This window comes from Pirellulales bacterium (genome assembly GCA_019694455.1).
Lineage (GTDB): Bacteria > Planctomycetota > Planctomycetia > Pirellulales > JAEUIK01 > JAIBBY01.
The window spans coordinates 35,669-60,327 of record JAIBBY010000014.1; the positions used below are offsets into that span (position 1 = coordinate 35,669).

At 62.9% G+C, this 24,659-nt stretch carries 14 protein-coding genes; 6 read left to right on the forward strand and 8 right to left on the reverse strand.

Annotated elements, in window-relative coordinates:
- The first annotated feature begins 207 nt into the window (after window positions 1-207).
- Window positions 208-807, forward strand: coding sequence for a sigma-70 family RNA polymerase sigma factor (locus K1X71_07775; GenBank protein ID MBX7073032.1), 600 nt, complete (start codon window positions 208-210; stop codon window positions 805-807).
- A gap of 40 nt (window positions 808-847) precedes the next feature.
- Entirely contained in the window at window positions 848-4,885 is a 4,038-nt protein-coding gene (locus K1X71_07780) for a protein kinase (protein MBX7073033.1), read from the forward strand.
- A 5-nt stretch (window positions 4,886-4,890) separates the two neighbouring features.
- Here the strand turns inward: K1X71_07780 and K1X71_07785 are convergent, their stop codons facing one another.
- The 3 genes from K1X71_07785 to K1X71_07795 all read right to left on the reverse strand — a co-directional run bounded on the left by K1X71_07785 (window position 4,891) and on the right by K1X71_07795 (window position 8,105).
- Window positions 4,891-5,670: a site-specific DNA-methyltransferase gene (locus K1X71_07785; protein ID MBX7073034.1), complete on the reverse strand. Its 780-nt coding sequence runs from the start codon at window positions 5,668-5,670 to the stop codon at window positions 4,891-4,893.
- 156 nt (window positions 5,671-5,826) lie between these two features.
- Window positions 5,827-6,111, reverse strand: coding sequence for a DUF433 domain-containing protein (locus K1X71_07790; GenBank protein MBX7073035.1), 285 nt, complete (start codon window positions 6,109-6,111; stop codon window positions 5,827-5,829).
- 155 nt (window positions 6,112-6,266) lie between these two features.
- Window positions 6,267-8,105, reverse strand: a complete 1,839-nt coding sequence (locus K1X71_07795) for a hypothetical protein (protein ID MBX7073036.1) — start codon at window positions 8,103-8,105, stop codon at window positions 6,267-6,269.
- 394 nt (window positions 8,106-8,499) lie between these two features.
- On the opposite strand from K1X71_07795, the gene K1X71_07800 reads away from it, so the two are divergent.
- Window positions 8,500-10,068 carry a cellulase family glycosylhydrolase gene (locus tag K1X71_07800; protein ID MBX7073037.1) on the forward strand — a complete coding sequence of 523 codons (1,569 nt, stop codon included), beginning with the start codon at window positions 8,500-8,502 and terminating at the stop codon, window positions 10,066-10,068.
- Window positions 10,069-10,215: 147 nt separating this feature from the next.
- On the opposite strand, the gene K1X71_07805 is transcribed toward K1X71_07800, so the two are convergent.
- The 5 genes from K1X71_07805 to K1X71_07825 all read right to left on the reverse strand — a co-directional run bounded on the left by K1X71_07805 (window position 10,216) and on the right by K1X71_07825 (window position 19,000).
- Window positions 10,216-11,793 (reverse strand): hypothetical protein, encoded by a 1,578-nt coding sequence (locus K1X71_07805; protein MBX7073038.1) that lies wholly within the window; start codon window positions 11,791-11,793, stop codon window positions 10,216-10,218.
- A 254-nt stretch (window positions 11,794-12,047) separates the two neighbouring features.
- A complete protein-coding gene (locus tag K1X71_07810; protein MBX7073039.1) occupies window positions 12,048-12,494 on the reverse strand; it encodes a hypothetical protein in 447 nt (148 codons plus the stop codon).
- 250 nt (window positions 12,495-12,744) lie between these two features.
- Complete coding sequence (locus K1X71_07815; GenBank protein ID MBX7073040.1) at window positions 12,745-15,609, reverse strand: hypothetical protein; 2,865 nt, start codon at window positions 15,607-15,609, stop codon at window positions 12,745-12,747.
- A complete protein-coding gene (locus K1X71_07820) occupies window positions 15,606-17,705 on the reverse strand; it encodes a hypothetical protein (protein ID MBX7073041.1) in 2,100 nt (699 codons plus the stop codon). The genes K1X71_07815 and K1X71_07820 overlap by 4 nt, the downstream gene beginning before the upstream one ends.
- Window positions 17,702-19,000, reverse strand: coding sequence for a hypothetical protein (locus K1X71_07825; GenBank protein MBX7073042.1), 1,299 nt, complete (start codon window positions 18,998-19,000; stop codon window positions 17,702-17,704). Before K1X71_07825 ends, K1X71_07820 begins: the two co-directional genes overlap by 4 nt.
- A 250-nt stretch (window positions 19,001-19,250) precedes the next feature.
- Here K1X71_07825 and K1X71_07830 point away from each other — a divergent pair, with 250 nt between their 5' ends.
- The 3 genes from K1X71_07830 to K1X71_07840 are packed head-to-tail and all read left to right on the forward strand — an operon-like array spanning window position 19,251 to window position 24,557.
- A complete protein-coding gene (locus tag K1X71_07830; protein MBX7073043.1) occupies window positions 19,251-19,958 on the forward strand; it encodes a hypothetical protein in 708 nt (235 codons plus the stop codon).
- Window positions 19,885-21,354, forward strand: a complete 1,470-nt coding sequence (locus K1X71_07835) for a DNA polymerase Y family protein (GenBank protein ID MBX7073044.1) — start codon at window positions 19,885-19,887, stop codon at window positions 21,352-21,354. Before K1X71_07830 ends, K1X71_07835 begins: the two co-directional genes overlap by 74 nt.
- Window positions 21,354-24,557, forward strand: a complete 3,204-nt coding sequence (locus K1X71_07840; protein ID MBX7073045.1) for an error-prone DNA polymerase — start codon at window positions 21,354-21,356, stop codon at window positions 24,555-24,557. Before K1X71_07835 ends, K1X71_07840 begins: the two co-directional genes overlap by 1 nt.
- The last annotated feature ends 102 nt before the right edge of the window (window positions 24,558-24,659 follow it).

The following is a 24,659-nucleotide window of genomic DNA, read 5'->3' on the forward strand; positions in this document are numbered from 1 at the left end:
GCGGCAGGGCGAACAGCCCCCTACTTTTCGTAAGCGGAAACCGCGTGCCGGCGGGGCGCGCGGCGGGCAAGAATTTGATTCCCAGCTCACACGATCGCCCGAATCGCTTGAAACCGTCCGCCGGCCGAGTACGCTCAAGGGGGGCTGAGCCGGCGCGCCGCCAGGGAACCCCGCGGCGCTGGCTGAGCCGATTCTCCGGGCCCGACTATGAAAGCCGACGAACGCTCGGCAGAGGCCGATTCGCTGGAGCAGTACCGCGGGTACTTGCGGCTCTTGGCCTCGCAGCAGATCGCCGCCCGGTTTCGCGGCAAGCTCGATCCCTCGGGCATCGTCCAGGACACGCTGTTCGAGGCGCATCGCGAGCTGGCTGGCGGACTCGTCGTGCCCTCGGCTGAGCGGCTCGCGTGGCTGCGCAAGATTCTGGCCAACAACCTCGCCGACGAAGTGCGCAAGATCACTGCCGACAAGCGCGATGTGGGGCGCGAAGTGTCGCTGCAGCAGGCCATCGAGCAATCGTCCCAGCGACTCGAACAGTGGCTGGCCCGCGACCTGGCGCCCGGCGCGCCGGCGGAGCTCGCCGAGCAGGTGCTGCAACTGGTGGCGGCGCTGGCACGGCTCCCCGAGGCGCAGCGCGAGGCGGTGGCGTTACACTATTGGAGCGGACTGCCGCTGGCCGAGATTGCCCAGCGGCTGGATCGCTCGCGCGACGCGGTCGCCGGATTGCTGAAGCGCGGCTTGCGGCAGTTGCGCGCGGAGTTGAAACTCCAACCTGACGACGATTTGCCCGGGGAGTCTGCACTTGTTTGAGTCCCACGAAAACCTGCGCAGCCGGCAGGTCGACATCGCCGTGGCCGACTACCTGGAGGCCCAGGAACGGGGCTGTGCGCCAGATCGCGAAGCGTTTCTGGCCGAGCATCCAGAGATTGCCGACGCGCTCCGTGAGTTTCTGGACGACTACGAGTCTGTGAACCGCGTGATGCCGGGGCAGCAGCAGGACAAGTCCACGGATGGCGCTGCGCGCTCGACCGGCGGGGGCCGTGCCATCGCGCCGATACTACCGGTTCCTCGCAACTTCGGCGCCTTCGAGCTGTTGGAGGAAATCGCCCGCGGCGGAATGGGCGTGGTATACAAGGCCCGGCAGAAGAATCCCGAGCGCATTGTCGCGCTGAAGATGATTCTGGCGGGACAACTGGCCTCGCAGGCCGACGTGGAGCGGTTTTCGGCCGAGGCCCACGCCGCCGCGGCACTCGACCATCCCGGCATCGTGCCGGTGTTCGAGGTTGGCCAGCACGAGGGACAGCACTACTTCACAATGGGGTTCGTCGCAGGGCTGAGCCTGGCCCAGCGACTGCTCGACGGACCGCTGCCGGCCCGTGAGGCTGCGACGATCGTCGCTGAGGTTGGCGGGGCGGTGCACTACGCGCATCAGAGAGGAGTGATTCATCGCGATTTGAAGCCGGCCAACATACTGCTGGACGACAGCGGCCGCGTGCGGGTCACCGACTTTGGGCTGGCCAAACGGCAAACCGACGGCAGTGGTTTGACACACACCGGGCAATTGCTGGGCACGCCCAGCTTCATGTCGCCCGAGCAAGTGTCGGGCAATTCGGCGGCGATCGGACCTGCCGCCGACGTGTATTCGCTGGGCGCGACGCTGTATGCTCTGCTGACGGGGCGTCCGCCGTTTCAGGCCGCCAGCACGATCGACACGCTCAAACAGGTGACCGACCGCGAGCCGGTGCCGCCGCGCGAGCTGGACGCCAGCATTTCGCGCGACCTGGAAACGATCGTGCTCAAGGCGCTTTCCAAGGAGCCGGGCTCTCGCTATCACACGTCCGACGAGATGGCCGAAGATCTGCTGCGGTTCGTGGCCGATCGGCCGATCCTGGCGCGGCGATCGACGGCGCGCGAGCGCCTCGTGCGCTGGTGCCGGCGGAATCCGGCCATTGCGGCGCTGACAGCGACAGCCGCCGCTGCCCTGATCGCGGGCACTGGCGTTTCGACGTACTATGCCATTCAGGCCGACGCGCGCGCTCGCGAGGCGAGGACCGCCGTCGTGGCAAGGGACGGCGCGCTCGTGGCGAAAGGCAATGCCTTGCAACTTGCGCAAGACAAGGAATTGCTCGAGCGTCAGCGATTGTACGCGGCGGAAATGAACCTGGCCCAACAGGCGCTCACGGCCGGCCACTCGGCGCGCGTCCTCGACCTGTTGGAGAACCACCGCCCGAAGGGTGGCGAGCCCGACCTGCGCGGCTTCGAATGGCACTACTTGTGGCGCGAAATCCACCCAGGCCTGCGCGCGACGCTTACTTATACGAACGGGTTGAATGTCCAGCTCGGTGGTTTGCCTCGCCTGGACGGTAGCTATGGGGCAGTTGCCATCTCCTCGGATGGAAGTACGGTTGCCCTCGGCTATGCGTTGATAGGCGACCGGTTCGGGATTGAGCTTCGGGATGCGAATACGGGAAGGTTGAAATCAACCCTGCCGTCGAGTCCCTACATGATCAGGTGTCTGGCGTACTCGCCGAACGGCCAACTGTTAGCCAGCGGTAGCCAGGGCGGACCGATCCGCCTCTGGAACGCCAGCGACGGTACGCTGGTCGGCCAAAGTGCCGACGATTGGGACTACGCCCGTTGCATGGCCTTCTCGCCCGACGCCAATCGCCTGGCCGTGGCCGGCGATGGAGTCGTCATCTATGACATTCGTGCAGATGAACCTCGCCGAGAGCTCGAGTTGCAGCGCGAGTTCGCGGATAGCGTCGTGTATTCTCCGGACGGCGGGCGCCTGTACGCAGGCGCGAGCTTCGGCGATAAGAATGATGGAACGCGGCGCCTCTCGCGCATCTACGACTTGACTGTTCAACCTCCAAAGGCCGTCCGTGAGCTTGACGAAACCACGATTTGGGATGTTTCACCCGACGGACGGTTTGTCGCCGCCAGCAACCCGACGAACAACGTCCTTCTGGACGCAGACGGCGGCGCGACGCTGTGGGAGTTTGGCCAGGGGGGACCGGGATCGTGGATGAAGTTCACGGCGGATGGCACCACGCTGATCGCCGCAGGTGTGGATCGCATGGTGAGCGTGTGGGACGCTGTCGAACGCAAATTGCTGTGCCGACTGCCGCATTCCGGCGCGGTTGTGGGCATCGCCACGGCGTCGGGCGGTCGCGATTGTTGGGCGTCCTTGAGTACCGACGGAACGGCCAAAATCTGGCCCGCGCGCCCGTCGGCCGCCTTAAAGGTGATCCACCCCGAGCTTCCCAACCGGCACATGGTCGCGATGCGCGGCGGTCAATCGGTGATTCTGGTCGGAGATGAGTTTCCGGCACAGTCATGGAGCCTGGAGACAGGCACGCGGACGGACGACCCGCTTCCGGCTGATGATATTCGCGCCGTTTCGGCCGACGGCGCTCGGATGGCCTCGGTCGATCGTGTTCCGACCGTGGGGAGTCCGATGGTGCGAGTGTGGGATCTGGCTTCCAATTCCCAGCCCAATGTCCTGACTCTCGGCGGATCGCGCGGATCGAGCTCGTCGTTGCACGTGCGTCTTTCGCCGAACGGCCGCTGGGTGGCGAGCTACGAGGATTGGATCAACGTGATACACGTCAACGAACTCGACGGCGCGCCGCCGACCAGGGAGGCGCCGAAGGCAATTCGCTATTCGAATCCGAGTTTCTGGCTTCTCTGCCCTGTGCTGCACGTCGAGTTTTCTCCGGATAGCCGCTGGCTGGCGGCCGCGCATCAGTTTGGAGTCGTCAACCTGTACAACCTCGAATCGGAACAAATCGTGCCTGTTCCTGTCCCGTCCGCGAGCGCGGCGACGCAAGTCGCCTTTTCGTCGGACAATAGATACCTGGCCTCGGGCACCGATACTGGCAATGCGCACGTTTTCGACATGCAGACGGCGGAGGTCATCGCCTCATTTCCAGGCCACGAGTCGGCGATCACGGCCTTGGCATTCTTTCCTGGCGACCGCACCCTGGCGGTCGGCAGTCGCGGGGCGATCCGCCTATGGGACCTCCCGTCGCGGCAGGAGCGATTCACGGTCCGACCGGCTGCGGACGCGGCGCAGACGTCCGAAAGCGCCGTGGTGCAACTGGCGGTAACGCCCGACGGCGCCACGCTGCTGTCCCGGCAGAGCGACGGCACGGTGCGCATCTGGAAAGCTCCGGGCAATTCGACCGAGGCGGCCGCCACGGCGCGCCATGCCGTAGCCACACTGTCGAACGACCCGCAGTTCCTGGCCCGGCGGGCGATTGCCCAGGTCGGTCTCGGCCACTGGGAGCAGGCTTTGGCGGACCTCCGCGACGCGCAGACAAATGGAATCAAATGGAGCGGCGAGCTGTTGAGGCTCTTGCACCGCGCATTGCCGCGGGAACGCGAATCAACGAGGTGGAACGAGCTGGAAACGGTTACGACGGCGCGCGACATCTTCCGTAGCGGCGCGCTGCGCCTGGATGATCCGCACGAGTTGGCCAGGCTGTGCTGGGATCTCGTCGCCGAAGGAGCGACCGACGATGATCAGTCCGCGCTTGCCGTTCAGCTTGCCCAAAAGGCCGGCGAGTTGGCACCCAACGATGCGTTCAACATGAGCACCCTGGGCATGGCCCAGTATCGCGCCGGGCAATGGCAGCAGGCCGTCGATTCACTCGACAAAGCAAGGGTGCTTGCGCCCGACAAGCACATTGCCTTCAACGGTTTCTTCCTGGCGATGGCCCACTGGCAACTCGGCCACAAGGACGAGGCCCGCACGTGGTACGACCGCAGTGTCGAGTGGATGGAGAAGAACCAGCCGAAGAACGACGATCTCAGCCGCTTCCGCGCCGAAGCCGAGCAATTGATGGGCATCACCAAGCCTGATGCCGCGCCAGCGAACGCGCCGTAAGAGGTTCACACCGTAGCAAGCGCGCGCTCGTGACAGCCGCCGCAGAACTTCACGCCCGCGATCTTGTCGTCCAGTTGGCATTCGCCGTGGACCGCACACGCGAAGATCTTGATGCGGACACCCCCGCCGCAGGTTTCGCACGGTTCCTGGCGGTCCTCGGGTCCGCGGTGGATGCAGGCGAGGAGTTGGCCGCGCGGGACGCGGGAGGCGGCATTGGGGCGCGGGCTGCGGCCGATGGGCAGGCCTTGGCGCGCGGTGAGTGCAGGGTGCTTGGCGGGGTCACACTCGTGCTCGAGGTGGCCGGGGACGTCATCTTTATATGTGGCGCGGAAGCCGCAGTAGTTACAGATGGCTTCCTTGGTCTCGGGGAACCATTGCCAGGACGTGGACATCACAGGCTCCAGGTCAGGGTGAGGTTGCCGGAGCCGTAGTTGCCGATGGCGAGAAAGGTCTGGATGCGCCACACGCCGGAGACCAGTTGGAGTTTGACGACCTCGACGACGCCGTAGCTGCCACTGGCGGATTTCGGGGCTGTTCACGTTGTCGTTGTAGACCCAGCCTTCGTTCCCCGTGTTGTAGGGGGGGGCGATGTAGATGCACTTCACCTTGCCAGCGTAGTAGGGGAGCAAGGCTTTGAGCGCCAGCAGATTGTCCCCTTGCACCAGCAGGTTGCCCGCCTCGGCGTCGCCGGCGCTAAGCTGGCGATCGCAGCGCAGCAAGTGGTAGCGAACCTTGTGGTGATGGTTCACCACCGCCGCCTTGCCGATCCAATCCAGCGTGGGCACTACTTGCGTTCCCCGTCCGTCGAAGGATTCAAACCGGCGAGTTTACCCGGCTGGCCATCGCATCGACAGTCCGCGGTACCGCATCTCCGCCGGCTTTCCGCAAAGCGGGGGCCACCGCCGCGTAGACATCTTCATCCGTGAAGTACTTCACGCCGCTCATGGGGGCGAGTTGACGCTGGCGTACCGCGCCTTGACCGCGAGTTCATCATCGGCCGCCGCGCCGGCCTCAATTTCGTCCAGGTGGTCGTAGGCGTACGCCAAGGCGTCGTGAACGTCCGCCGGCTTGAGCCCCGGATATTGTTGGACGATTTCTTCAATGCTCATCCCTTGCCGGTAACAACCCAGAATGATCCCCACCCGGATGCGGGTTCCGCCCACGACTGGCTGACCGCCGCAGCGGGCCGGGTCTTGTTCGATGTTGCGGTAATCCAGCTTGGTCATGATGGGCATCCCTTGGGCCGGGCGCGGCTCATAGATGATTCTACCATGCGATGCCGGCTATTCGATTTCCCATCGCCGCGCCGGCCGCGCGCCGCTGGCGTTTGTCGGCCAAGCCACTGCCCGTTGGCGCCAACCAGTTCGCCGCCGTGCTCAAGCTACGTCATCACTTCCACGATCAGCGTGCCGCCCGGTCCTACCGTTGCCACCAGCTCGTCTCCTTGCCGCTCGATGCCGCTGCCGGCTGGCCAAGCGTGCAGCGCACGAGCCGATTTGATCGGCGACTTCATGCGCAGCGTCTCGCGCTGCGCGCAGTCCGCTTCGAGTATGCTGCCCAAGTTGGCCACGTCGCCGCGGTAGGCGCCATACGGATTGTGCAAACCGATGATCCACGCCTGGTCGGCGGCGCGCCGATTGATTTGCAGCAGCATGTCGCCAGTGCGCGTCAGCGGCGACCATTTCTCCAGCGCGATTTTCAGCCGGGCAATCTGCGCGTCGATTGGCCCGCGCACGGCGCAGGCCGGTGCGTGGCCGTCGCCAATCGCGATCACCTCCCGGTAATCAGACCACACCGCTTCTGGCGCGTCGGATGGCGTCACGTCGAACAGTTCCGCATACGGGCAAGGCGCATAGCAGGCGACTTCACCGCGGGCCAACTCGCTGGCCCCCTTCGCCGCCGCCGACTCCGCGGGCGGATAGAGCGCCTCTTTCACTTGGGCCCAATCCAGATCGATCGCCCGCGGCGGAATCAATTGCTGGAGCTTGCCCGCCCTGGCAAAGGGTGGAACCACGGTGGCGTCTAGCACCAAGGCGATCGGCGTGAATGGCTCGCCCACGTCCCCCACCTGGTCTTGAAAATCGAGCAGGTCGCGCGTCACTCGTCCGTAGGACGAAAGCTCCCCACTGTCCCAGTTCGTCAGATTGCATTCCGCGCCCCACTCCTCGTGCAGCGTATGCGCTCCCGAGAGATAGGTATGAAAGAACGAGCGCCGCTGCAGCGCGCTGGAGGGGCCCAATTCCGGACCGATCGGCCATACCGATTTGTCCCAGGTGTCGGGCGGAATCTGCCAAGACGACTCTCCCAGCGGCAGGAACGATGTGCAGCCTTGCGGCCCCCACGGGGCGAAGAACACGCCCCACGGCTTGCCCGCCGCCTTGGCCGCTCCGCGCAGACTGGCGACCATGAACTGCGAGCGGTGCGACGCCCAGGGGCCGACCTCGGCCAGGCACGATCGCGCCCCCAGTTTGTAAAACGCGTGCCACACCAATTCTCCCTTGGCCGATCCCTCGGCATAGCAGCAGCGGCCGGCGACTCGATCGGCTTGCGCCTGAAAGTTGCGCACCGTCTCCTGCCACAGCGCTTCGAAATCGCGCGGAAATCGGCGCCCGTCGTAATCGTCTACTGTGCCATATTCGAGATAGCGACTCGCGATGGTCTGGTGGTTGAGATGGTCGCGCACGGCCGCGGCCTCGATCGGGTCCTCGGCGTATTTTGGATCGACGCTCAGGAATCGATCCCAATCGTTGTGCGTGTTGGAAATCGTTTCATGAATTTGTCCCCCCAGAAACTTGTCGCCCAACAGTTCGTCATAAGCGCGGATCAACTCGGCATCGAACTGGTACGGGTGATAGACAATGCCCCCCGCGACCCGGTCGATCACCAGCGGGCGGCTCCGGCCGCTGACGATGCGATGCAGCGCGCCCCCCACCCGCGCCACCTGGTTGAACCGCGCGCTGTCGTCGCCATACGACGAGTTGATGAGCCGCACGCCGTTGTGCGGCCGCACGAGGCCCGCTTTTTCCAATCCGGCCCAATAGCTGCCAGATGCTTCATAGGTGTGCAAAAAGCAGAATCCATTTCTGCCGGCAGGCGACGCTTGGTCGGTGGCGGCTTCCGCGCCGGCCGAGCGTTCGGCGCCATCAAGGTCAGCTAGTCCGGCGACGGCGGCCGTGGCGGCGCAGCGCGACAAGAATACGCGTCGATCGATGGGCGTCATCGGTTGGTATCAACTTTCTTGGCGAAGGTGTTCTGTGAGCAGCGCCGGTTTCAAAACCCTCGCTCTGGTACTCGGGACCGAGGGCAGGGTGAGGGGCGAAGCGGCGATCCGCAGCATTACTTTACCAATGTGCCTGCCAACAGGGGGCCGGCGCTGGTGAAACGGTTGGACCAGTTACAGCTCGGCGCAGGTGCGCTTTACTGCGGCATTGGTCCGCTTCGGCCGCCCAAAAAATGGCCCCTCCAACGGCTAGCCCAGTGCGAAACCACAATCCGCCACGGCATCCCCCCAAACGACTCGGTTTCAGCGATAATGATTCGAGCATGTCGGTTGCGCCGTGCGCTCCATTTCAAAAAAAGGTTGAGGAATGATTGTCAGGCATCAGACAAGGGGAATGTTCAGGGCGCTGGCCGCGACCTGGTTTGCGGCGGCCTTGATCCAGGGTGCGGCCTGGGGCGGCGAGCGGTTCGTCTCGGTTTCTGGCACGAGGTTTCTGGACGCGGAGGGGCGACACCTGTTGTTGCACGGCGTCAATGTCGTCGACAAAAGCGCCGCTTGGAAACAGTACGAGTGGCTGGACGAGTCCGGCTATGCGGACATGAAGTCGTGGGGGTTCAACTGCATCCGGCTAGGGTTCACCTGGGCCGCGGTGGAACCGGCCCCCGGAGAGTACAACCCGCAATGCCTCGCGGAATTGGACAAGCGGGTGGCGTGGGCGGCGAAGCATGGGCTGTATGTCGTTCTGGACATGCACCAGGATTTGTTCAGCATGAAGTTTTCCGACGGCGCGCCCGAGTGGGCCACGCTGACCGACGACAAGCCGCACACCACCCTGGGCGCTGTGTGGAGCGATGCCTACTTCACCAGCCCGGCGGTGCAGCGGGCGTTCGATAATTTTTACGCGAACAAGCCGGGGCCGGGCGGGATCGGTCTGCAAGATCGCTACGCGGGGGCATGGAAGTTTCTGGCGGAGCACTTCGCAAACCATCCCACCGTGATCGGCTATGACCTGATGAATGAGCCGTTCGCCGGGAGCCTGGTGACAAAGGGTTTGTTGCAAATTGTCAGGCAGGTCGCGGCCGAGGGCGCCGACCCCAAGGGCGCGTCGACATCGGCAGTGTTAGAGGTGATGACGCAATGGGGAACTCCGGAAGGACGCTCCAAGATTCTGAAAAAGCTGGACAATCCAGAGGTCTATGGACGCGTCCTGGATGCGGCTCAACCGGTGTTTGAGGATTTTGAAAGAACGACGTTGACCGCGCTATTTCAAAAGGTCACCGACGCGATCCGGCAAGTTGATCAACAGCACATCATCTTTCTGGAAACGAGCGGCGCATCGAATATGGGCGTGCGCAGCATGATCGAGCCGATGAAGACCGCCGACGGCGGGCGCGATCCGCTACAGGCATACGCGCCGCACGGCTATGACCTGGTGACCGACACCGCGGAGGTGGCTTCCGCGTCCAACCCGCGCGTGGAACTGATCTTCGCGCGGCATGGCGAAACGCAACAGCGTTTGGAGATGCCGATGCTGGTGGGCGAATGGGGCGCGTACTACGGCGGCGCCGAGGCGGCGCTGCCCGCCGCCCAGTTTGTCTGCCGCCAGTTCGAGAAACTCTTGTGCGGCGACACCTATTGGTCGCTGGAGAAGAACTTCGCCGAGCAGCCAGTGTTGCAGGTGCTGTGCCGACCCTATCCGATGAATGTCGCGGGCACGATTCTGGCTTACGAAGCGACTCCCGCCGCGCGCAAGTTCACCTGCACCTGGACCGAGGACGCCGGCGCCAAGAGTCCCAGTCGGTTCTATGTTCCCGCCTCGTTTGATCCGACGAAGGAGCGGATCAAACTGGAACCTGCCGGCCACGGCTTTCAGATCGAACCGGTTGCCGAAGGGTGCGAGAACGTCTATCTGACCGTTCCGCCGGCGGGCACAAGCGCCGAGCGGCGACTGACGATCGAGTAGCCGATTGGTGAACTGCGTCCCCCGGATGTGAATTTACCTGTGCGGGCGGATTGCCGTTTCCTGGCATACTCCGATCAAGTCGCACCGCGCCAACAAGACCGCCCGCGGAGAGAGGAAATCGTACCCGTACTGCGATTCGCATCGGAGTTACGGTGTCAATTTCACTTCGACGCGTTGAATTTCAAACGACGCCTCATCGCCGTTGGCGACCTTGATTTCATGCGTTCGCGACGGCGCCCAGGGACTGGCCGGAATCCGATATGTCATCAGCGAAAGCCCGTTGTTCGTTTCCGACTGTTCCACGAAGTCGCAAGGCTTTCCATCCCAGAAAACCAATGGTCTCACCGGTGGCGTGTCCGCTTCGGCGGCGACGCCAATCATCACCTCGCGGCGCCAATCGCTGGGTGGTTCTGAGCCAAGCTGCATGCTGAAACTCGCTTCCTTGCCCGTCGCCGGCAATGGCGGTTGGTAGGCTTCGCTCGGCGCCACGATATCGCGATAAGTCACGCCAATCGACCGCGGAACTTCGCGCACCGCAGCCAGTGAAGTCATGGCCCGCAGCGTGGCTTGATACGCCGGCTTCGCCAGCGTGCCAGGAAAATAGTTGAAGAGATAAACCGCATCCGCGCCGTCTTCGAGCACCAGCGCCGCGGCCCCCTGGGCGAGTTCGGACGAGACGAGTTCCGCCGGGCCGCCCGGCATCGGCCGATAAAGCACTTCCAGACCGCCAACCAGCGTCACTTTGGCTTGGCCCAACTGCTGTCGCCACTCAGCAATGCCCATGCCGAACTCGAGCGTGGCCCAGCGCGGAGTGACCACCAGCAGATCGATGAGCCCCTGCTTCGCCCATGTGCCCACGTCCAGCCCCATGCCTTGCGCCGTTTCTGGTCGCGACGGCGCCCGCACACCAAGCCGGATGGGGTGTCCCCGTTTGACGGCGGCTTCATCAATCCGCTGCCGAACTTCGTGCAGCCACGCCGTGAGGATCGGCGCCCCTTCCTGTTCCTGGTCCGCGCTAAACAAGTACGGCTCGCGCATGAAATCCAACTCCAGGCCATCCACGTCATAGCGTTCCAATGTCTCCTCGATGAGCGCCATGAAGCAATCGCGCACTTCGCGCCGGGCATAATCCAGGCAACTGGCGAAGTAGCCCGTGCAATTTTGCCGGCGCAGTTGCGGGTTCTCGACCCAGAAACTGCCGTGGAAAGGATGAGTCGGAATGTCGTTGTAGTGGCAATCGTTCATCCGCAACGAAATCCACGGCGACATGCCACGCTGCCGGCATCGCGCGATCACGCGCGCCGGATAATCCACACCCTCCCGGTGAACCTGCAACATGTTGCCGATCCCGCGGCGATAGGCGGACGCCTGCTCCGCCGGAATGGGCTTCAAAATCGGCTGATCGTCCGGTCCCGCGGGATCGTAACCATCCCAGAACGCCTCCCATGCCTGGCTTCGATAGTTGGTCTTTCGGGAGTTCGTATTGCAGAAGAACACCGTCACGCCGGCATCGGCAATTTCATCCACGTAGCGATCAATCAATTCCCCAGATTGGCCGGCGGGAATTTCCGTCGCAAAAAAGAATTGGGTGCAATCCTGGTTGTAGTAGAGTTGTCCGCCGGGCGGGGCGCCGAGAGCAGCGCCGGCGAACCACCACAGAGCTAGCGCGAGCACCGGTATCAGGTTCGCGTTCTGCTGTACAGATAATCGAGTTTGCGAGTTCATGGTGCTGTAAGGATTCTGAGTGAAGGTGATAGCGCACGTCGTACTCGGCGACATCCGTCCTTGGCGGCGCCCACCATCTTGACCTGTGCGCTGGCGGGCTTCCAGCCCGACGTGTTGCGTCTGATGGCAGGGGAGTTTCCCTTGTCGGCGCGAGTCGCCATTGCCACTGGTTCTCAACGGCCGCCGCGCCGGCACCCTTCGCTCGTCATGCTATCCCTGCAATAGTCACCCAATCGATGGCGCGGCCAATGCGGCTATTCAAGGGGCAACGGGGGTGTCTCGACCGAGACATAATAAGCGTCGTTGCGCCCGAGCGGGCCAATGAATTCTTTGCTGATGATCTTGCCAACATAGCTGCCATATCCGTCGGCGTTGAGAAATACGTCGCTCGACCAGGTTTGCCCTGTGGATGAATCGGTCCACGAGTAGGCGATCTTGTAGGAATCATCCTGCGGCGAGTAACGCACGTCGGAGACCTTGGTCGCGATCGAGGCCAAGGTCGTGCGTTTCTCGAATTGACGCGCGACTTCCTTGGCTGACAGCGGACGAGTCGTGCTCAGTTCGTGTTTCAGACTGTTCAACTCCCGTTGCGTTATGACCTGCATGATAATCAAACAGACCACGGTCATGCACAGCAGCAGGGAAGCGATGGAGAATTGAAAGCGGGGCCTGTGGCTGGTTGAGGAATTCGTTTCGCTCATCAAGTCGGCGCCAATCTGAAAAAAAGTTGGCAAGCAGTTCCGCGCGCATTCTCTCCCCCAACAGCGCGCGATTCAACCAGCGCGCTGGCGATGTGAGTTTCCGCCCCCGCCAAACCCAGCTTGACATCAAATACTGTTCATAAGTATAGTATCTGCCAGAAGGTGCTAGCAGTGCTATCGCGCGATGAACAGACGCAATTTCTCCGTCAACGCTTGCGGCAAATCGAGGCCCCATCGCCGGTGGTCATTGCTAATACCCACCAATCCCGAGTTTGAAGTTTAAGTCATCCGAAATTGCTTCGGGTAGCGGCACTCCAGCGCCGGATTCGGCCGTAATCAGTCGGGCAACTTCATCCTGCCCCATCACGACTCGGAACCAGCGCTCGCGGTCTGACATTACCTTGTATTGCCGTTCGTCGGCCGTGCCCGCGAGGTACGGAAGGTAGACCTTGATCGGCTGGAGCCCCTCCGCTTTGCATCCGAGTCGGTCTAAGCGGCCGGAACGCTGCTCAATGGTGCTGGGGTTCCAGTCGAGGTCGTGATGAATGACGTGGCGACAGAACCTCTGTAGGTCCACACCTTCTCCCATGACCTGGCTGCAGACCAGGATGTCCGGAAAGAACGGGGTGTTGAACGCGCGCATCAATCGTGCGCGCGCCTCTCGGCGTGTCGTGCCCATCGCTACCTGGACATTTGCAAGCGTCACCCGTCCCGAATCCGACTCATCTCCTTCGTCGTCATTGGCCTCCACACGAATGGCCCCGGTCTGGGTTCGTATTGCCGCCTCCAAATACGACTGCCGCTCGTCGCTGGAGCAGCACTCCGTTAAGAGTCTGATGAACCCGTCGAACTTTTGATGCCACGACACCCCGGATGCATCCTGGTGTGCCATCATGATCGCGACCGCGTCGTCAGGCTTTACCGAATCCAGTTCGGAAAGGGGAAAGCAGCGAGCCAAGGTTGTCGAGACGCGGAGAAACCGCCGCATGACTTCGACGAGCGTCGTGCGTTGTTCTTCGCTGGCCTGGACGGACTCGAGCGCCGCCTCGTGCGATTGAACAATCTGTCCAAGCGCGGAATCAATGGCGCGTCGTCCGGGAGAATCCGAATCATCGAAGTACCGCTTTTGAATTCGTCCCAGGAGTTGCTGGACTCCACCAGGCTTTACTTCTTGCCCCGACTCTTCGAGCCGTCGTATCGTCACATCCAGAAGGCGTTTCTCAATCTCCCCGCTGATATGAATCCGCAGCGCTCGACATGTCTGCCGGTAGAACGCGAACACAAGCACCTTTTCGCCGGCCTCCCACAAATCGACGACTCGTTGAACCGTCGAGTCGATCTTGGGGTGTGTTGCGCCACTGCATTGATTCAGTGCGCGGTCGAATTCTTGTAAATACCAGCGCGAATGGGTCATTTCGACCATCGCCGTTAGCGCTGCGTCCTGATCGTCTTTGCCGTGCTCGCGGCTTTTTCGTGTGAATCGAAATGCCTCATACGATGAACACAGCGCTTCGCCGAGCAAATCCTGCCCGGCGCTAACCGCACTGCGGGCCGCCAGGAAGAACGGCCGCAACTGCTCCTGGGGCACGGGCAAACCGCACGGGACGCCTCCTCCGTTGGCGGCCGAGCCGTCGAGGCGTTCCCGACGTGCGATGACGGTGTCGTTCCAATGAACTCCCTTGTTGTGACGCACCACCCACGGCCGAATCGCCTGTTGCGCAGCGTCCCGAGCGACTCGAGCCGCCTGATTGGCATCCACCACCGCACGCTGGCGATGGGTCAACGATTCGCGAGGGGCTGCCGAAATCCGCTTCCACCAATCCTGGACCTCACCGTCACAGTCCTCGTCGCGCAATCGGCTCCAGCTTCGTTGCAAGGCAATGGCGGTGCGCTGGCTTTCGTTGAGACGGTCTCGGAGGCCATCCATTTGACCGATGAACTTATCACGCTCGCCCAACACGCCAGCATCCCACCGCACATCGCCAAACCGTCTGAGAACGGAAACCAGTTCGTGATGTCCGAGTTGAAACGGCGTCGCGGTAAGGAACAACATGCGGTCGAAGGCGTGCGCCATCGCTCCATCCCCTGTGCGCAGGTCTCGCTCGGAATCGGGAGACTGAAGTTGTCGCGCCAGCGATGTACCGGGATTCTTCAAGTGATGCGCTTCGTCCATGACCAGGAGCGGCGAGCGCCAGCGAGCTTGGGCTAGCAGATCTCGCCAAAGCGATTCCTCGGCTTGCCGCAGGGCGCTACGAGCCGCATTAAGGCGCTCCGATACCCGCTCTTTGCCGCCGCGCTCACGAACAGGCATTTGTTCCAGCGCGCTCGCTAGCGGCTTGAGGTCGATTCTGTGCAGTGCCCGCGATACCAATTTCGGAACCGGGTCGTCCGCAAGGTGGCGTCGCTCATTTCGCACCGCGCTGTTGTACGTGTCTTTCCAGGTCGACGTGTCGGTCCTGAGCAGCTGTTGCCAAAGGTCTTCCCCCCAGTCGTGAGCCCGTTCCTCTCCGACCGCCCAGAGAAGTTCACCCAGGAAGCGATGGATTTGGTTCTTCACCTGAATCAAACGGCTGGCCTTGCCCCGGCCATGTCGGCGCAGCGTCTCGGCAATCAATGCCAAGCGAATCCATTTGTCAGTCTGTCGCCGGGCCATCGCGCCTTGCGCTAAGAAGATAAGATGGCAGCGAGTGCGGGGCGGATCATCAAGCAGCTTCATGAGGTCGATGCTGTGGCGTGCCACTCCATATCGCACGCATTGCGGCTTGGCTAGGTCCTTCGGTAAAGCTCCTTCGCGTTGCACTGGGCGGCGATCATCGAGATACAGTTCACAGAACGTCTTTAAATCCTGCTCCCACTTGTCGACGAGATTGGCGGGAACCATCACGATCACGGGGCCACGGGGACTTTGCTTGGCAACGCTGTAGGAAATAGCCAAGGCAACGAATGTCTTACCCATGCCGACTTCATCAGCCAGGATGACTCCCGGTTGCGATTGTAGGCGGCACAGAATCTCTTCGACTTCAGCCCGTTGGCGCTCTTGGTCGGCTTTGGGAACGCGGGCATTAAGCTGTTTTCCCAACAGCAGCTCTGACGGCGATCGGTGGTTGTCGTTCATGTGCGGCATTGTTCCACCACCCGTGCCCAGAAGCCTTTCAGGTCTGGCGATGCTCCGTCCAAGCATCCTTCGACCTGCTGATTGATCATGCCGGCCAGTTCGCCCAAGAAGGAACGAAAGACCTTGTCAAAGTCTGACTTTGGCAGCGCGTTGTCTTCCACTTGGTATTTGACTTCGCGCAGCACGATCAAGAAGTCCGCCAGCGTGAGAAGGGCCTCATCGCCATTCCCGTTGGCGTCCTTAAACTCATTCACGAGTCGCTGTGCAAGCGGCTCGATCCCGACCAACCCCCGAAGCCGCCACTCCAGGGCTTGTCGTCCCCACACGGGACGTTCGAGGTTGCACCGTAGTTGTGCAAGGACGCGTGCGCGGCGTCGGATGCGGTGCAAAAATGTCGTCTGCAAGTCGTAACGCCGGAGGGGGTCCAAATCAATCGGCGTCGCCGAGTCCAGATCGGTGTCGAAAAGGTCGGACGGCTGCTGTTGCTTAGCCCAAGCGCGAAATGCTGCGCTCGGATCGGTCGCCGCGAGGATCAGGAGCATGTCGTCAGCCGACATCTTGTCGAGTTGATCCGGCGGCGGGAGCTTTTGGCCATCTTGTACGTTCAACGGCAAGAACGCCTCGGAGTCCCCCCAACAGACCAGCAACTTCTCCGGCGGCAGCACTGACTCCCAGGCGCACTCAATCACGGGTGGTTGTCCGTCGTCTCGCCACGCGGTTGCTGAAAACAGCTCGGGCGGCTTCCGGCCACATGCCAAGACTTTCCAGTCGTCTGGTAGCTCGCCCGCATCAAGTCGCAATTCCACGCGACGCGATTCGCCGGCCGAGTACGTGGCCGACAGGAATCCTGCCGGCAAGGAAATCGCCGTGGTCTGCTCCTCCTCGTGATCCAATTGGGGACCAAGCCATTCGGCGCCCTCTGGATCTTCCAAAAACGCCACTTGTGGCCACACGGATTCTAACATCCCAACCTCCCGTCCGTACTCAACGCGATCGGCTATCGACAGTAGGTTCGCCTCGGCGTTGCAGTGGTTCCCCACTCCCATCCCCGCACACGTGAAGTTGGAAGAACCGATCATCATTGCCGAATACTGGTCGGCTCGGAGCAGCAGCAATTTGGCATGCCAAGGTCTGCGGTTCTTGTCGCCATCACTGTTAGGCAACGTGCCTATCCTAACGCTCCCCTGGTACGACGACGGTGTCGAAAGCAATGATTTCGGCGCGGCAAGTCGAGGTACCGCGTCACCTGCCTCCGCTTGGACGGCCGGTACGCAGAAAGTAAGTGATCGCGTCGTTCTCCTCGCCATCTTTTCGCAGAGCGTGGCCGTAACGCGAGTTGCCCCATCGTCCCCATCAAAGAATGGCGACGCCGCCCAAGCTTCGTGTGGCGATCCGCCCCGCTCACGGCATGCCTGGACCGCCTGTTCGAGACTGCTGCGCGAGTCGTTTTTTCCGATGGGGGGCAGGGTGACGACGAGCTGTTGGCGAATCGCTCCTCCGCGACGAACCGACTTCCAATCGCGTGTGTGGTTCTCAACGTTCGCCAAAAACTCGGTTGCTCGACGAACTGCGGGCGGACTACTGGCTGCTCCAGGAACCAACGTCAACAGGTTCCGCAAGAAGTCGATTGCTTGGGCCAGTACCGCCGTGTCTCCAGCCTCCGGCCTTAGATCGACAGTTCCGGCGACTTCGAAGTTCGTCCGGTATCCAGGCTCCGTCAGGTTGGCTGACGCCACGATGATGCGCGTGCAACGTGTCCAACTGAGCACACTGATCTTGGCGTGTTGTTTGCCGAATCGTATGCGGACGGGAAGCACGTCCCAACGCAACGAATGTTCGACCCCTGCTTGCGTATAATCGACAAGCACTCCCGCATAGACCCCGCCCAATCGACTTTCTCGCTCCAGAAGAAACGCCAAATCCTCGCGATTGGGTTCCGATTCGATTTCCAGAAAGCGCGCCAAGCATTGCTCATCAAACAGTCCAGGCGCAAACGTGTATGTGGTGGCGAGGCATCCTAACGGATCGCCAGCGCCCGATGGCGGCCGCCACAGGTCAAGCATTGCACCGCTTGTGGGTTTCTTGCGCTTGCTCATGCGAGGTCATCGTAGAAACGTCGGATGGGCCAACCGCGATAATCGTGCAGGTATCGACCCACTTGGATTTCGGGCCTCGCGATCCGGTAGGCGTGTCGAACATAGATTTGGTCTTGGCCCAACCGATCGAACCAAGGGCGCTTTCCATCGGCCGACTTGTCTCGTTGGACTGTCTCGTGGTGGGAACATAGCATCCGAGCGCATCCGCCAGCATCCAAGGGCTCGGCAAATGCGCCGAATCGCTCATCGAACAAGTTGTGGAGCGAAACTCCGGTGAGGCTCACTGCCGACAGGGCATGGTGTGCCGCCTCAAATCGTTTGTGAAGGCCATGCACACTTTTCGCAAATCCTTCATCGTTGCTGATGTCCGTCACACAGAATCCCTGGAGATCCGTCCTCGCCGCTTGTGCTCTCAGGACATCGAATGCGTCCTGAGCGCTACGAGCGAACGCCTCATAGGCTCGAATGGCTGCCAGCAGTGGACCGTAGGCAGGTTCTATTTGCTCCAGGCGATCATGCAGTCGCTCCTCGCGGAATGGCTCATCAGAGAATTCCTTCTGCAGCTTCCAGAGCGTCGAGAGGGCGCCCAGCTTGCGCTTGTCAGACGTAAGCAGATGCTCGCGGATGCACCGCCGCTCTCTCGCCTTCGCAGTCGCCGGCGCAAAGGCGTCCGCGAGTTCAGACCATGACCCCGAACCCCAGTTTGGCTTGGTTCGCGGCGGACTTTCGCCCAGGCTACGACGTACAGCGTCGGACCATCGCGAAATCAATGGTTTCGCGCTTTCGAGGCCGCCCAATCCTAACCCGCGGGCCCATGCATCAACTAATAAATCGGCATTTGGCCCCGCGCCCAGGTGAACGTCCACGAGCCCCAAATGGGACGCAAGTCGCTTGTAGACTCCGTGAAAACCGAAAATCCTGGGAGTCTTCAGGTAGCTGCGAGCATCGAGATAGCCGTGCTGATCCAGGGCGTGGCGCGTGACCAACGTTCCTGGCACGCCCCAGTTCGAGGAGTCTTCACCTCGGGATCGGACCATCGCTTCAACGATCAGCCATTCCCAGACCAAATAGGGCGATGCGTCGCGCAGGTTAGGATCGCTGTCGATGCCCTCGGTAACCAAGCATCCGACGGCCATTGCCGTGAGAAACCGAATCCTCTGCATCCGCTCGCGCACCGCCGGCACTAGTTGTACCGCCAACTGGTCGGCGATCTGATACAACCCAAGCGGGTCCAGCGTGCCTTCGCTGGTTCCCGGTGGGTCGTAGGCGGTCAGAAATGGAAGCGTAACGGACATGCGATTCGATGCTCAGTGCACCTCAATATTTATTGATGCGGCTACTCGTACGGAGTGGCCACATTGACCAAGAGTCTTCTCCAAATCAATGCTGCGAAATATTCGGTATCCATTTGCCCATCGGGTCTCGTCGCCCCCAACAGCGCGCGATTCAACCAGCGCGCTGGCGATGTGAGTTTCCGCCCCCGCCAAACCCAGCTTGACATCAAGTACTGTTCATAAGTATAGTATCTGCCAGAAGGTGCTAGCAGTGCTATCGCGCGATGAACAGACGCAATTCCTCCGTCAACGCTTGCGGCAAATCGAGGCCCCATCGCCGGCAGCGGCGCCGATCTCCAGCGGCATCTCCGCGCTGGACGCCCTGTTGCCCGCGCGCGGATTTCGCCAGGGAACCTTGATCGAATGGCTAGGAAGCGGCGCGACGACATTGGCCCTCTTCGCCGCGCGGCAGGCGTGCCGCGCCGGCCCAGGGGCCTTGGTGGTCATCGACCCGCAGCGCCGATTTTTTCCGCCGGCCGCCGCTGGCCTGGGCATCGACCTCAGCCGACTGGTGGTGGTTTGCCCCGCCACGTTGACCGATGCGAGTTGGGCCTGGAATCAGGCGCTGCGCTGCTCGGCGATTGCGGCCGTGCTCGGTTGGCCCGCGCGGCTGGGCAGTCGGGAATTTCGCCGTTGGCAATTGGCGGCGGAAGCGGGGGGCGCGCTGGGGCTATTGGTGCGCCCCGCCAGCGCCGCGCGCGGCCCCAGTTGGGCCGATGTGCGATTGCACGCGCAGCCGCTCCCCGCGCCAGGCCATCGCCGCTGGCAGGTGGAGACGTTGTATTGCCGCGGCGCCGAGTCGGGCCGAGCGGTGGAGATCGAGATCGACGAGGAGGGTTCGTTTCGTGAGACGCGTTCTCTGCCTGTGGTTTCCGCGCTGGCCGCTGCAGCGCCTGCTGCGCGCCCGGCCGGAGCTTAAGCGCCGCGCCGTCGCGATCTATCAGCAACAGCGCGGTCTCAAGGTTGTCGACTCGAATCGGCCGGGCGTGCTGCCGGGCACGCCAGTGGCCGAAGTCGCCGGTCTCTGCTGGGTGGCGCACGATCCGGCCGCCGATCGGCGCGCCTTGGAAGAACTGGCCGACTGGTGCGAGCCGTTCAGCCCCATCATCGGCCTGGAAAACGCCGATCCGCCCGACAGCTTGTTGCTCGATGTCACCGGCCTTGGGCCCTTGTTTGGCGACGAGGCCGCGCTGGCCGAGCGGTTGGCCCGCGCGCTGGCGCGGCAGCGGCTGCGCGTTCGCCTTGCCTTGGCCGACACCGTGGGCGCGGCCTGGGCGCTGGCGCATGCGGGGGGAGAGTTCACGGTTGTTCCGTCTGGCGGCGGCGAGGCGGCCCTGGTCGATTTGCCGGTGGCCGCGCTGCGACTCGCGCCGAGTCAGACGGCCCTGCTCCAAGAGCTTGGCGTGCAGCGTGTGGGGCAATTGCTCGCGTTGCCGCGCGCCAGCTTGGCGCGCCGCTTTGGAGCGGCGCTGCTACTGCGCGTCGATCAGGCGCTGGGACGGGTTCCCGAGACGATTGTCTCCCATCGGCCGTCGCCAGAAGTTGTCGTGGAACGGCAGTTAGAACATCCCTTGCAGCAGCGCGAGGCGCTAGCGCAACTCATCGCCGCGCTGGTCGAACAACTCGCGCGGCGACTGGCCGAGCGTCAGATGGGAGCGATCCAACTCGCTTGCCAGATCGTTTGCCAGCCGGGCGAGGCGCAGTTTGTCGTCGGGCTCTTCCAACCCAGCGCCACGGCCAGGCATCTGTCGGAACTGTTTCAAACGCGACTGGACCAAATCGAACTGCCGGGGCCGTTTGTCGCCGTGCGCTTATCGGTGCTGTCGGCCGCGCGGCTGGCGACGCGGCAACGGGCGCTGTTCGACGATCCGCAAGATCGCCGCCGCGAGCTGGCTTTGTTTGTCGATCGGCTGAGCAGTCGCCTGGGCCAGGGAGCGGTGCTCCAGGCGGCGCTCGTTCCCGACGCGCAACCCGAGTACGCCTATCGCTACGCGCCGCTCGCCGGCGCCCGGAGCCGTCGTGGACCATCGGAAAAGCGAGCCGTCGCTGATCTCTCGCGTCCGCTTCTCTTGGAGCCGCGGCCGATCGCGCTGGTGGCCATCGCGGTCGCTCCGCAAGGGGCACCGCGCCAGTTTGTCTGGCGCGGCCAGTCGATGCGGGTTGCCCGCAGTTGGGGGCCAGAACGGATTCAAACCGGTTGGTGGCGCGGGCGGCGCATTCGCAGAGACTACTACCGCGTGGAGGTCGAGGCGGGGGACCGCTACTGGCTGTTCCGTAGCGGCGGACAATGGTTTTTGCATGGAGTGTTCGATTGATGCCCGAGCTGCGCCCACCGGAACAAACGAGCCATCGATCCTCCCGGCGCCGCCTCAGCGCCGGCTCTGGGGCCTATGCCGAGCTGCGCTGCAAATCGAATTTCTCCTTTTTAGAAGGGGCGTCGCATCCCGACGAGCTAGTGGCCCGCGCCGCCGAACTGGGTTACGCCGCTTTGGCGATCACCGATCGCAACACGTTGGCCGGCGTGGTGCGGGCGCATGCCGCCGCCAGGCAAGTCGGGCTGCCGTTGTTGATCGGCGCCGAAGTCGCCCTGGTCGACGCGCCCTCCGTAGTGCTGTTGACCATCGATCGCGCGGGCTACGCCAATTTGTGCCGCCTGTTGACCCTGGGAAAACGTCGCGCTGAAAAGGGGGATTGTCATCTGCTCTTTGCCGATCTGGTGGCGCATGCCGAAAACCTGTTGGCGTGCGTCCCCCTGGTTCAGCGGCAGCGCGGCGCTCCGTCTGCTGCCCAGCTCAAGTCGATCTCGCCTGCGGCCGCGGCTTGGAACGGCGGCGAACAATGGACTTCGTTGCCGTCGCTGTGCGCCGTTCGCGAGCTGTTTGGAGATCGCGCCTATGCCTTGGCCGAACTCCATGCCGGTCCCGACGACGGCGCGCGACTGCAGCGCATGCGCCTCTTGGCCCAGCAGGCCCGCTTGCCTTTGGCGGCCTCGGGCGACGCGCATTATCACGTCCCTCAAAGGCAAGCGCTCTGCGATGTGCTGACGGCGGTGCGCTGGGGCTGCGACGTCTCGCAGACTGGCCAGCGGATCTTTGCCAACGCCGAGCGGCATCTGCAGTCGCCGCGCGAGCGACTCGCCGCCTTCGCCGCTTGCCCGGAGACGGTCGCCCGCACCGTCGAGATCGCCCAACGCTGCCACTTTTCTCTCGATCAGTTGCGCTACGAGTATCCCGAAGAGCTTTCGCCGCCGGGCGAAACCCCCTTGGCGTATTTGCGGCGGCTCACCGAAGCCGGCGCCCAAGAGCGATACCCGCATGGCGTTTCCGACCATGTACGCGGACTCTTGGCGCACGAACTGCAGTTGATCGAGGAGCTGCGCTACGAGGCTTATTTTCTGACGGTCTGGGACTTGGTGCGCTTTGCGCGCTCGCGCGGCATCTTGTGCCAGGGGCGTGGCTCGGCGGCCAATTCCGTCGTTTGCTATTGCCTCGGCGTCACGTCGGTGGCGCCAGAGCAATTAGATGTGCTGTTCGAGCGGTTCATCAGCAAGGAACGCAACGAGGCGCCCGATATCGACGTCGATTTCGAGCACGAGCGCCGCGAGGAGGTGTTGCAGTACATCTACGAAAAATATGGCCGCCAGCGCGCCGCCATGACCGCCGAGGTGATCTGCTACCGGCCCAAGTCGGCCATTCGCGACGTCGGCAAGGCGCTGGGCATTTCGCTCGATCGCGTCGACGCTTTGGCCAAGCTGGTCGATCCCTATGGCGACTCGGCGCAAATCGCCCAGCGTGTGCGCGAGGCGGGGCTCGATCCCCAATCGCCCGTCGTTCAGCGACTCATTCCCCTGGTGCGGGAGTTGCTGGGCTTTCCGCGGCATCTCTCGCAGCACGTAGGGGGCATGGTCATCACCCGCGCGCCGCTTTGCGAACTGGTCCCCATCGAAAACGCCGCCATGCCAGGTCGCACTGTCATCGAGTGGAACAAGGACGACCTCGATGAGCTCGGCATCCTCAAGGTCGATTGCCTGTCGCTCGGCATGCTGACCGCCATTCGCAAGTGCTTTGATCTGATCCGTGAGCGCCACGATCGTCGCCTGACGTTGGCCGATGTGCCCGAAGGGGATCAGCAGGTTTACGACATGATCTGCCGGGCCGACACGATTGGCGTGTTTCAGATCGAGAGCCGCGCGCAGATGAGCATGCTGCCGCGTCTCAAGCCGCGCTGCTACTACGATCTGGTGGTCGAGGTGGCGATTGTTCGCCCCGGCCCCATTCAAGGCAACATGGTCCATCCTTACTTGCGCCGGCGGACCCAGCAGGAAAAGGTGACTTATCCCAACGAGGCGGTGCGCCAGGTACTGGAAAAAACCCTTGGTGTCCCCCTCTTTCAAGAGCAGGCCATGCGCTTGGCGGTCGTCGCGGCGGGCTTCACCCCTGGAGAGGCCGATCAACTCCGCCGCGCGATGGCGGCCTGGCGGCGGCCGGGTCTGATCGGCGAGTTTCGCAAAAAGCTGATCGACGGCATGTTGGCCAATGGACTGTCGGAGGAGTTCGCCATTCGCCTCTTTCAGCAGATTCAAGGATTTGGCGAGTATGGCTTTCCCGAGTCGCATGCCGCGAGCTTCGCGCGGTTGGTGTACGTGTCGGCCTGGCTCAAGCGCTATTACCCGGCCGAGTTCTGCGCGGCGCTCGTCAATAGCCAGCCGATGGGTTTTTATGCCCCGTCGCAACTGGTGCGCGACGCGCGCGAGCATGACGTGGAGGTGCTGCCCGTCGATGTGAATTACAGCCACTGGGATTGCGTCCTCGAAGGGGGCGCGGTGCGGCTTGGTCTGCGCCTGGTCAGCGGCCTTTCCGCGGCGCATGCCGCGCGCGTCGAAAAGGGGCGGCGTCCCTTTCGCTCGCTCGACGATCTGGTCCGCCGCACGGGGCTTAAGCCTGCGACCATCGCCTTGCTGGCCCGCTCCGACGCCTTTGGGTCGCTCGCGCTCACGCGGCGGCAGTCGCTCTGGCAATCGCTGTCGCACGAAACCAAATCGCAACCCTTGCTCGCCGATCTGGAAGACGACGAACCGCTGGCCGAATTGCCGGCCATGAGCGACCAGGAGGAAGTCGCCGCCGATTTTCGCCTGTTGGGGCTCTCGCTCAAGGCGCATCCCATGTCGTTTCTTCGCGGGGAGATGGAGCAACTGCGCGTCACGCCGGCGGCCCAACTGCGCGCTGGAAAAGACGGCGGACTGGTGCGCGTGGCCGGCATCGTGCTGGTCCGCCAGCGCCCCAGCACGGCCAAGGGAATCACCTTCGTCACGCTCGAAGACGAGACCGGCGTCGCCAATCTGATTATCCGCATGCAGGTGTGGGAGCGCTACCACCGAGTCGCCCGCACGGCCGTGGCGCTCGTTGCCCAGGGACGTTTGCAAATCCAGCACGACGTGGTCCACGTGCTCGTCTCGAAGCTGGAAGACGTCGGCGCGCGGCTGCGCGTCGCGGCGTCGCAGTCGCGCGATTTTCACTAGCGGTCTGCATCCGCTTGGCCCGCCGCGCGCCGAGCGGCGACCAACGACCAAGCGCCAACCGGCGAAACCGCCGCAAAACTGCTAAACTATCGACATCATTGG